9 protein-coding genes are annotated in these 10,831 nt (G+C 57.1%); 2 read left to right on the plus strand and 7 right to left on the minus strand.

Going from position 1 to position 10,831, the window contains the following annotated elements:
• Positions 1 to 187: 187 nt before the first annotated feature.
• The 7 genes from CT676_RS38235 to CT676_RS38265 form a co-directional block, all read right to left on the minus strand.
• A complete protein-coding gene (locus CT676_RS38235; RefSeq protein WP_135216759.1) occupies positions 188 to 3,598 on the minus strand; it encodes a hypothetical protein in 3,411 nt (1,136 codons plus the stop codon).
• Between the two features lie 760 nt (positions 3,599 to 4,358).
• The gene (locus CT676_RS38240) at positions 4,359 to 4,703 is read right to left on the minus strand and encodes a KTSC domain-containing protein (RefSeq protein WP_135216760.1); all 345 of its coding nucleotides are present in this window, start codon (positions 4,701 to 4,703) and stop codon (positions 4,359 to 4,361) included.
• 39 nt (positions 4,704 to 4,742) lie between these two features.
• Positions 4,743 to 5,699: a hypothetical protein gene (locus CT676_RS38245; RefSeq protein WP_135216761.1), complete on the minus strand. Its 957-nt coding sequence runs from the start codon at positions 5,697 to 5,699 to the stop codon at positions 4,743 to 4,745.
• On the minus strand, positions 5,686 to 6,825 hold the full coding sequence (gene hxsC, locus CT676_RS38250; protein ID WP_135216762.1) for a His-Xaa-Ser system radical SAM maturase HxsC: 1,140 nt from the start codon (positions 6,823 to 6,825) through the stop codon (positions 5,686 to 5,688). The genes CT676_RS38245 and hxsC overlap by 14 nt, the downstream gene beginning before the upstream one ends.
• Positions 6,826 to 6,929: 104 nt before the next feature.
• A complete protein-coding gene (gene hxsB / locus CT676_RS38255) occupies positions 6,930 to 8,378 on the minus strand; it encodes a His-Xaa-Ser system radical SAM maturase HxsB (RefSeq protein ID WP_135216763.1) in 1,449 nt (482 codons plus the stop codon).
• A gap of 351 nt (positions 8,379 to 8,729) precedes the next feature.
• Entirely contained in the window at positions 8,730 to 9,008 is a 279-nt protein-coding gene (gene hxsA2 / locus CT676_RS38260) for a His-Xaa-Ser repeat protein HxsA2 (RefSeq protein WP_135216764.1), read from the minus strand.
• Between the two features lie 808 nt (positions 9,009 to 9,816).
• Complete coding sequence (locus CT676_RS38265; RefSeq protein WP_135216765.1) at positions 9,817 to 10,152, minus strand: hypothetical protein; 336 nt, start codon at positions 10,150 to 10,152, stop codon at positions 9,817 to 9,819.
• A gap of 37 nt (positions 10,153 to 10,189) precedes the next feature.
• Between CT676_RS38265 and CT676_RS38270 the strand changes: the two genes are divergently transcribed.
• Together CT676_RS38270 and CT676_RS44920 are read left to right on the plus strand one after the other, a co-directional pair.
• Complete coding sequence (locus tag CT676_RS38270; RefSeq protein WP_135216766.1) at positions 10,190 to 10,411, plus strand: hypothetical protein; 222 nt, start codon at positions 10,190 to 10,192, stop codon at positions 10,409 to 10,411.
• A gap of 234 nt (positions 10,412 to 10,645) precedes the next feature.
• On the plus strand, positions 10,646 to 10,831 hold a 186-nt coding region (locus CT676_RS44920; RefSeq protein WP_205124625.1), incomplete at its 3' end, for a hypothetical protein.

The raw sequence follows: 10,831 nt of genomic DNA on the forward strand, positions 1-10,831 counted from the left end.
TCCTCAATTTCAGGTTAAGACGCCCTGTTACCACTACTTAACTGTAACTGGTAAGCTTTGCGACCAAACGTTATTAATCGCCGGACTCTGCAATTTCCTTATCAGTCCTAGAACTGCGCTATTCGGGAGCACACCTTCAGCCTCCGAATTCACTCCGCCATCAAGTGTCTGCGGGCTGCCTGTAATTTCAGTGCGCGAACCATTTGCTCGTGAAGCTGTGTGCAACCTTGTACCTGTTCACAGAGCTCTCGTCTTCGCAAGGGACTGCTATCGGATCGCGCTCGACGTCAAACTCATGGTCGGCAGTATAGCCGACGGAAAAGCATTTCTCCTGATACTCTCCCAACGCGCGCTGTTTCATCCTGAAGCGCACGGCGACAAATCCCGCGTCCAGCACTCGATTCTTCCATTCGACGACGCCAAAATCCTGGAGATCTCCACTCACGGATTCAAGCTCCCACTCTTGGCGTCTCTGATCACCAAACCACCTTGCCAAGGTAGGCCACTCTTGCGCGACCCGCGTTCCATCGCCGGTACCTGACGAAAACGTCTTTATCCTTGAGAGGATTGAGTCGGCCATGCCGCGAGCGAGGGACCCATTTTGTTGCCTCAGCTGCGCCTCGCGCTCAGTTTTCTCAGAGTCAGTTTGCTTCCTTTCGGCCTCGCGGCGCACCTGATCATCGCGCTTCTTTTGCTCTAGCGCCGCCTGCGCGCGCATCTCGCCGGCCACGCGATCCGCAATCTTAGTCTGCTCGGTGTCAACGTCTCCGGCTGAAAACCAAATCGGCACGACATGATAGCTGAGTTTGTCTCGTTGCAAACTCGTAATTAGCTCTCGTAGGTCTTTAGCTGCTCCATAGATCGCACCGCACTGACCTCTCTTCGCAGCCACGAATGCACTGTCGATCGAGGTCGAAATCGTCGACGTTGGCGCACCAAACTCCAATTGAAAGCGGTCCGCGTTGCGTGACAGTAATGATTCATGAGCCTTTTGCTGACTTGCAACCGTTTGGCAGACCACGGAGTTGCTGTTCTTCACGACGACCACGCCGAAGCCGTCAATAGCCTTGTTCAACAAGTCATTCTCTAACTGCAAGCTTCTAATGCTATCGCCGTTTCGGGCGACTTGAAGCTCTCGTTCGCTAATACTCGTGAGCAAGGTAAAGTCGCCCTTATCGGATGCGGCGAGGATCGAAGCAGCGATTTCGGGAGAGGCCGTAGCGAGGAGGCCTCGGTTAACCCCAATCAGATCATACTTGTCGAGATCAGCCGGCTGGCAAACTCCGGCGAGTACGTTAAGTGTTCGCGCACCCTGGTCAGCAATCTTCTTTTTCAGCTCTAAAGTGGCGAAAGCGTCAAGATTGTCGTCGTGTGCAAAGCACATCGCTGCCTTACCGTTGTCAAACACAAGGTCACCCCGCAGGTTGCGAACGACCCCTGCGCGTCCACTCTCGTTGACCAGGACGAGCGTTTCATCGAGCGGGCCCAGCACAAGATAGCGATTTCGGTCCGTCGCGGCAGGCAACTCCTTGCGGCTTTGTATTGGATGTTTTCCGCGATATTCGCGATATGCTACTTCGACGTGAAGCCTCTCGAGATCCTTTTCGGCTTGCGCAATGGCGGCCTTCAACGACTCAGCGTCAGGTTCAGCGAGCGCATCAAGCATTCGCGAACGGACTTTGAGCAAATCCTGTGCGGCATCCGACGTTATATTTGCTCGCACGTAGCTCGCGATGAACTCCGATATGGTCCGAGCGGTGTCTTGAAGTTGGTCCAGCTCGGATTTGGCGGCCTGCTGCCTAGCCTCCTCCCTGGACGTGCGGTACCGCTTGAACTCGGGAACTTCATCGAGGCGCTTTTGGAGATTGTCAAACGCACTCGATATTTTGTCGTTGTCCTGACCGGACAACGCCCCTTTCAACGTGGCAACAAGCGGACCGATCTCCAGCGGAACAAGGCTCGAATTTTTCTGCGCGAATTCAGTCAGGTCGGTGACTAGATGTTCCCCGTTCAGCCGCAATGCTGCAGCGGCCTGACTCCGCTCCTTCTGCCGAAGGTCGTCGGCCTTCTGATCGAGGGCGTCAATACCGGCTTTGATTTGTCTTATGCAGCTTTCAGCATCGTCCTTAGCGACGTCGATCTTCCTGATGTCGGCCAACGGCGCCGCCATCTCCGCTGCTCGTCGCTGAGCGTTCGAAACCGCTTCATCGCGGTCGCCGATTTTCCGGTGGAGCTCTCGCTCGGCATCTGCGCGGGCCGCGCGCAACTTTGCGAATGATTGCTGAAGTTCCTTCAATAGCGGCCTATTGCCCCCGGTTGCCTCGAGCAGATGCAACTTGTCTTCCTGTTCGGAAAACCGCTGTGCAACATCGTCGAATTTCGATTGGCTCTCTGCTACGGCCTCCGTCATTCGCTGGACATCGTTGAGCAACTTCTTGCGATCTTCTGCCGAACCCGCGAGAGCTTGCTGCTTTCGTTCGCCGGCGTCCTTGTCCCGCGACAACCGATCGACCTTGGCCTGCGAGCGAGTCAATTGCTCTCGATAATTTTGGACGACCGATGATATTTCTCTGATCGTCACGTCGAACTTTCGAAGTGGCGAGACATCAGATCCCGTGGCGGCCAAGTTGCCGTCTATTGGTGCCGTAAGGCACGGTTCGGCCGTCTGTGTCGCGGTATCCGGCGCCACTAAGCTCAGCAGGCCGTCTTTAGCGGCTTGGTTAGATGGTTCTATTAGCAGGGCGTATTGGTAGTCTTGGAGTGCCTCTTGAGTTGAACCCGCGGCAGCGCGAGCTTTAGCACGGCTAAGACGAGACCACACAAAGTTGCTCTTGAGGGCGATGGCCTTGTCCAGCGACGTCAGGGCATTCGCCGTGTCATTGAGACCTAGATAGCTGGCGCCGAGGTTGGCATACGCGTACGAATACCTCGGATTCGAATCAATCGCGGCTTTGCAGTCCGCTAGCGCAGACTGATACTGCTGTGTCTGATTGTAGGCGGAACAGCGGCCGTCGAAAGCATCAGCTAGTCGGACGCGGTCAAGGCCTTTCGCCCCAATTACCTTAGTACAGCCTGTAAGCCGCATTTCAGGTCTTGAAGACTGACAATCCTTCCACGGATCGGTTGGCGTCGCTGTTGATGCCTCCTGCGTGGCCTCTGAAGTTGGGCTATTCGAAAGGCTTGACGCGTCTATCGCAAAGAATCGCAGCCGGCCGCGCCCGTCGGAATCGTGGCTTTCGGCCCAAACAAAGCCCGCGCCGCCGGACACGCGATAGATCGGAAGCTTCTGACGGATTGATTGCTGGAAGTCGCCGACGAAGTCTATCAGAATTCCACCCGGGCTGCGGCCGCCTGCCAACGCAGCGATAGCACTCGCATCCAACGGTTCAAGCGAGGCTGCGCCCCAATACGCGATGACGCCCGATACATTGGGGATGTTTCGCGGCATCTCGATGGTTCGTGGTTGCTCTCCGAACGCGCGCGTCAACCGCTCAATGTCCCCACTGACCTCGCCAGGGTCGAAGAAAGCCGGCTCAAGATATCGATTTAGATATGAAAGGCGCCCATCTTGGCTATGCAAGAGGCTGTAGGACGACAAGTAATCCCCTCGCGGTGCTCGTTCGTTTCGTTGCTTCTGACACCACGTAAATCCCGAAAATTGGTCACTCGGCTTACACTGATACTCTCGATAGTTTGCCGACTCGAATTCTACAATGCTACCCAGGGCAACTTTGTCGACGCGGTATTTGGAAGGCTGCATGGATCGTGGCGCATCAGTCCGAACGGCATCGTTGGGCGGCTGAAGTCTAACGTTGGCAAATTGCTGCGCGTCTGCCTGAGATCGGCAATTCGTGACAATGTTCGCGATCCGGCTATCCGAAGGCGTTACGCCGTTGCTAACGAGTGTCTGAAGGTTGAGGCCTCGTTGTCGAAGAGTACCATCCACGCACGCTTGGCTCGCTGATCCAATCTTACGCCACTCTGCTTGCGTAGCCTCGACAATCGCAGACTGCATGATCGCACCGAAAACATTGATCATGTCTCGAGCCCCTTGGGCGTGACACGACGAAATTGCAGCCGCATACCCAAGACAGGAAACAAGACAAAACCCGAAGGCGCGGAGACTTCTGCGCATTTCGTTCACCCAAACTCATCAAAGAAGAAAACTAAAGCAAATTGCAGCACTTGTGCGGCACGTCAAGTACTAAAGATGCCCGATTAAACCTTTGGTTTATTCCTTGGCAAGGAGGCCCCCTACTGGTTCTGCTCGGGCTTCTTGCTGCCAAGCATTTTTGACGAGCAGCATTCGCGTATGCGTTGGTATGGAAAGAGTCGGCCTCTGGACCTCCAGAGAGCATCTAATATTTTGGAACGCGATGCGTCCGACAATCAAAAGGACCGTCTGAGCCAGAGCCTTTGATGTTGGCATTATAGTATTGCCCCATCGATGGGGCCGTCAGAAAGGCCTCAAAGGTCGCTGCGCGCATCTCGCAATAGGGGTAATAGATCGATCTTGGTTGCACGACCATAAACTGCTGGGTTTTGTCGTAGCATGCTCGGTTGATGAAGCTGCTCCGCGAGATATCGACGTAGGCGAAGGGCGCTAGATCCACCTTGCCATAATATTTTACGTCGATCGTTTCCGCAGCGGCCCAGCTTGCGCTAGCGAGACATGCGCTAACGAGAACAGCAAACCGAAACATGCAGGATGTCTCCCTGTGCAACCCCTTTTGGATTTCACCTCAGGGATGTTTCTCGGTCTTCGAGGCCCGATCTTCAGCGGCGATCGCTTCCTTTTCGCACATATAGGCGCCGCGCTTGGTGGCGCCGTAGCTCTTGGTTCCCGCGAAGTGATAGACCTTTGACGGCAGATTGACCCACACGACTGTGTCGGCCGGGCAGCGGGCCTTGGCAGACGCCTCGTCGGCAAACTGTCCCGCCTCCAGCGTTGCGTTGTCTCTGGATGGAGATGGTTGCTGTGCCGGAGACGGAACCGGTGCTGCAGTCGTCGTGGGCGCCGGCTTTTGCGGCGCTGGGGCTGGCGCAGCTTGCGTCGCGGTTGGTGCGGGGCGGCTCGCCGGCGGCGAGGGCGCAGCGGCGGTTGGCTTTGGCTCGGGAGCGGTCGCGCCCGGCATAGCGCCGCCAGCCCTGCACTGCTCGACATAGGCCTTTTCGGTGACGCCACGGGCTTGCATGCCCGCCTTGTCGGCCCGCCATTCGGCGATGCACTCGTTGGCAGTTTTTGAGGAAGACGAGGTGCTGGTTGACGGTGGCGGCGTTGCTGGGGTCGAAGGCGTTGCAGCGGTCGGCTTTGGCGGAGGGACGGAAGCCGCTGGCGTCGCACCCGCCTTGCATTGTTCAACGTACGCTTTCTCGGTCACGCCGCGGGCCTGCATGCTGCCTTTATCAGCGCGCCATTCGGCCGTGCAGTCTTTGGCGGTTTTCGAGCCAGTGGCCGTCGTCTGTCTGGGTGGCGGTGGCGGCGCGGTCTCCGCCGGTTTGGCCGCTGGCGCGGCTGGCTCCGCCCCGCCCTTGCATTGTTCAACGTACGCTTTTTCCGTTACGCCGCGGGCTTGCATCCCGGCCTTATCGGCACGCCATTCGGCAGTACACTCTTTTGCGGTCTTGGCGAGGGCCGGCGTTACGGAGATGCTGCATGCAGCAGCAACGGCGATAAGCAGACCATTATGAATCTTCATGCCAATTCTCCTGATTCCGTGCCTGCTGATCCGCTGCGGGGCTCAATTTATGCCTTCGTGAAATAATTGCGCGTACGCCGCGGCTGAACCGCGGACGTCCGGTCGTAAAGAAGCCGCTGCACGTACTTTTCTCGTCACACCGATCGCATTCGTCGACAAAGCCGTTCTTCCAGTCCGAGATCGACTGGAGTGCATGGGGCCATACTGACTTCGGAAGGACGCATTTCGGCAGGTTATAAACCGACACGTTGACGCCAGCGGCACTCAGGTGATCAACGGCCAGGGCGAGGCCGTCGCCGTAGTCCATAGGATCCATCCAAAGCATCGCATCGTTTGCAACGGCAAAGCCTGTGTTTTCGAGGCCCATCAATGCGACGTGATCGACAAACGGCAGATTGCGGGCAATCCACCGGCCCGTGTCCTCGATGATCGGCGCGGTCAGCGCATGCAGCACGACACGTATTTCGACGCGCTGGCCCCGGTCTTTGAGCTTGAGAATGCCTAGCACGGTTTCGTCGAAAGCGCCCTTGGCCTGCACAACGTGATCGTGGATACGATCGACCGAGGCATAGACTGGGATGGCGGCCATCAGTTTAGGGTGTCCAACGTCTTTCCAGGCATCTACAATCTCTGAGTTGGCGAACGCCCGGCCATTCGTCAACACCTGGATAGCGGTCGCCGGAAGCCGGTCGCGACACTCCTTCAGGATAGCGATGAAATCCTTCCAGTCCGACAGCGTCTCTCCGCCGGTGAACGTCAGGGCGGGAGTTTCCGGGTCGATGAGAGGCAGGCTTTCTTTGATTTCGTTGAGGATCCACCGGTCATCGACGTCTTTCGGCGGTTGCGAGCACATTAAGCAGTAATTGTTGCACCGCTCCGTGACCAAAAACGAATTGTGCGCCGAATTCCGCCGGTACATCGTACGAAATTTCTTCGACCCATGATCGAACCCGATGACGTCGCCGTCCGCGAAATAATCATATTTCGACGACACCGCGACTAACCGTCCTTTGAACGTGCCGGAGAAATCGATCGAGCCATCGGAAATGACAAGAATTGACGCCCAGTCCGCTTCTATCGCGTGACGAATTTCGTCTCGCGTTCTGGCAAGTGCGAAATCCGCCATGCCGCGCTCGCCGGTGCTGTCGATTGACCGGAGCCTAATGACCGAGCGAGCTTTATCTGAGCAAAACCCAGCGCTCCGCGAGGCTGTGCCATAGAGAGGGAGGGTCATGCGGTAGCCCACCGTCGCAAGATCGCCGCGTCTTCCGGAGAGTTTTCCAAAATTTCGAGCAGCAGGCCCATGATACCTTTCTGCCGGGCGCAAAAGGCCGAAAGGGGCTTGATACCCAGGGCGTCTCCCTGCGTGGCATGGTGGTAAACGGGATCCGCCCCGCAGTGGCTCTCATACACACATGTCGAGCATTCTGGTGCGCACTGCGTGAGCGATGACGATATTGCGGCGATCAGTTTGTCCGACAGGATGAGAGAATTGTAGCTGTCGTGATCGACGTGACCGAGTCGGAACGCGTCGTCTCCCGTTTCGGCGAGCATCCTGCCTTCATCCGACGCGAAAACGCTGCCGTCGTAATTGTAGACCAGTGCACCAAGCCCGGCGCCCGCCGGGCTGCGCAGGTCAACGTAGCCAATGGGGCGGTCCGAGAGCATTCGTGTGAGGAGGAGCGCCGCATAGAACTCCCGGAACGGGGTGCCCTGTCGGTTGATCTCTAGAACTCGGCGTAACCCGCGCTCGTAGAAGGCAAGCCACTTTTGCGCGTCGTACTTGGCGAACTGCTTTGTCTTAATGGCAAAACCAAACGGCGACAGCGGCCGCAGGAAAATCCCGTCCAGCCCCAACTGCAGATATTCCCCGATGATATCGTCGACGCGGTCGAGGCTCGCCTCGGTGGTGGTCATCAAGGCTCCAACCCTGTCAGGGCCTAAGATTTCCTTCGCCCGCTTGATTCCCGCCACGGCTAGTTCGTGGCTATTTGCACCGGATCTCGGGCGGTTCTTATTGTGTAGATCCGCAGGACCATCGAGGGAGGTCGAAAGCAAGATGTTGTTCGCCTTGCAAAATGCGAGAACGGCATCGTCCAAAAGCGCCAGATTTGACGCGATGACGAAATCGACCTTCTTGCTGGACCGCGCCTTTGCGGCGGCGACAATCGTCTTGATCATCGGAAAATTGAGAAGCGGCTCCCCGCCCTGGAACTCAATCTTGATTCGTGCCGCCGGGCTAGCGAAGGCTATGTCCAGCGCATGCATCGCCGTTGCTTCGCTCATGTCGAAGCGCGAGCGGTCGGTACTCTGACGCGAGACCTGGCAATAAGGGCAAGAGTGTTCGCACCGCAACGTTACGACAAAAATATGGAGTGGCGTTGTCTGCTGCAAGAACGACATCCGGCTTCTCAGCCGAGCCGCCAAAAGTTGCCGTTGACCTTTCTGGTCGATCCCGGTGACCAGATGAGCGGCATAGGCCTTTTCGTAAAGGCCGTCGCCGGGCCGTAGCCGAAGGTCGACCAGCCTATTTAGCTCATCTTCCGATAGGCGAATGAAATCACCCACCATGTTAGCGACGAGATACTGGCTTGTTCCGGTGCGCTCAAGATTGAACGGCAGCAACGAAATAGTTTCTGTTGCCGCACTGAAGGCTTCAGGAGGTAAAAAGCGCGCCATGATACTCCGGCCGGACTTTATTCAGCATCATTCTGGGTGGCGGCCAGACTTCCAAAAGCAAGAGCAAGAATGACGTTCCGAACGCCATCCGTTTTCTCAGCGACACGAGCCCGCAGATTTTCATCGGCGACCACATTCAGGAATCGTTCCTTCAGATCGTCCGAACTCAGCACAGCGCCCCTTTGTGGGCTGACGGAAGGAGTTAGGCAGCAGACGTAACGGTCTCCAGCCCGGTCAATCCGACAGGTCGCCGTTCCGATCAGACGATAGGCTGCCGCGTCCAAAGCACTGAGGCTTTGGACGCTTGAATCAAAATCGACAGCTACCTCGACGGGAGACGCCAGAGGAAGTTTAGCGGCTTGAGGCATGGGACGCATGTGAAGCATGCGACGCGTGGGAGGAATGCTGGGCGACAATGGTGCCGTCGGCCTGCTTCGTCATTACGAACCCAAGAAGGTCTTTGCCAACCTGATAGTGAGCGTTCGGCTCAGGCTTGATGGCGGTGTTTTCGGCCACAGCCGCGCTCGCGTCGTTGGCTACTGCTTTGGCCTCGGCCCCCTGAACCGACATTCCGGTTAGAGATGCGAGCGCTGCGCCAAGCGAAAGCACGATTTTTGATTTCTCAGCCATATCGACCCCCGTCAAATTTTGCCTAATCAATATGCACTACTACAACTTCTGAGGGCACTTAGTCCACAGCTCCATTGCGCCCAGGCACACTATTTTAGTCTAAATCTGCCAGGCCCCGGCAGCAGGGATGGATTTCTGTCAAGAAACCGTTGTTGCAGTGGCCGATTCCTCCGCATTCCCGGTTGGGCAGTCGCCGCTTTCCATCGAGAGCCTTGAAGACATTTTCGGCTACACGACGCCGAGGTGTGGCCAAAGCGTCGCTCCCTCCGTCCGTCGTATATGAGACGTTATGGAATTTTGCAGACTGATAAGCTTTGCGACCAAACCTTATCAGTTGGCAAACTGACTCCACTTTTGGCGAGACTTTCAGTGGCCTCTACGGTGTGATTAAGAGGGGCGGTAAGACCGCGCTTCATCCGGCCATAGGCGATCTTGGCTTGAGCAAATACCGGAGCTATCCACCAGAACTGCCGACTCGACTTGAGACCAGCGGCACGGCGGCGAACGTCAACTTGGAGGCTTCAATGCGGTAAAGTCGAGTTAATCGGTTGCACGACGACGCACGTCGCCATGTCGGAGGTGGGTTACGAGCGGCAGTGCTCTGACTGATCGTAAGATCGCTTGGTCATGCGAAGCTGACGTCCGCGACGCTGGGCAACCGCCTCGGCGACACTGCGCGTCACGGTCGCAGCCTGCGGCGTGACGAATTGCGCCAAGAGCTCGCCCTACAGGCGGAAGCGAGCACCGGCGTTCGCCTGCCCGACGGACCGCCACCTCTACGCGCTAGCACAGCAGATCAGCGAGACGCTCAGGCGTCAATTGGAGCAACGGTCTCCTTGAACAGCTCAACCTTGCCGCACGTGTTGTCTGTCACCGCAAAGACTTCGCAAAAATCGATCTGCGGCTTCATGCCGTAGCGCTTGATGATGCCCTCGAGCCACGGCCCGGCGTAGAACGCCTTGGCGTCCTCGATGCGCTCCCATTGGTACACGCCGCCGGCCCAGCCGCTTTCAGACCAGATGAAGTGCTTGCTGATCAGCCCCGTCACCTCGCGGAAGTTGGGTGCGATCTTGTGAAAGTGCTCACGACACGCAGCGCAGTCGATCTGCGGCGGCAGCTTGTATCGTACAACGGCGGTAATCATGCGACCTCCTTGTAAGTATGTCCCCGGCGCAACGTTGATGCTTTCCCGGATCAAGCAAGCGAAGCGGGAAGCCGATGGGGCAAATGCGCAAAGCCTAACCAGTAGCTTCGGTTCTGCTGCGACCAGCCAACTATTCCATAGCATGCTGGACTTCGCGCTGGGAGGTTCAGCCTTATCCTGCATGATCTTGATGTGGGCATCGTTCAATTCGCGCAACGCAAGCTCGATGCTGGAGCGTGCGCTCGACCCGAAATACTGATCATGTACTCGCGTAGCGAGACCAAATCGCGAGTGAGTAGGTCAACACGATTGACAAGAGCCTTAATCGCCGCACCGCTATCTCCTCGCAATTTTTTGGGTTAATGTGAACGCCTTCACACCTTTGTAGCAGGCGGGCTCGGATGATGCCCACGGAGAGGTGAGGTAGGGCCCCGCGAAGTGCACCCGTTCCAATGGATTTGTTCCACTCACACGCGAGTTTGGGAGCGACATCATGGAAAAGCGCGAAATTGGCAACAGCTTGACGAAAGGTCTGTCCGAAGCGAAGCGGGGCGCCTTCTCCCGCCGCTCGGTGTTGACTTTGGTTTGCACCCTCGGCGCCACGGCGCCGCTTGGAATGTTTGGAGCGGCTCGCGCGCTGACGGCATCCGGGACTGGATCGCTGTCTTATATTCCCGGC

The organism is Bradyrhizobium sp. MOS001 (assembly GCF_004634465.1).
GTDB classification, from domain to species: Bacteria; Pseudomonadota; Alphaproteobacteria; order Rhizobiales; family Xanthobacteraceae; genus Bradyrhizobium; species Bradyrhizobium barranii.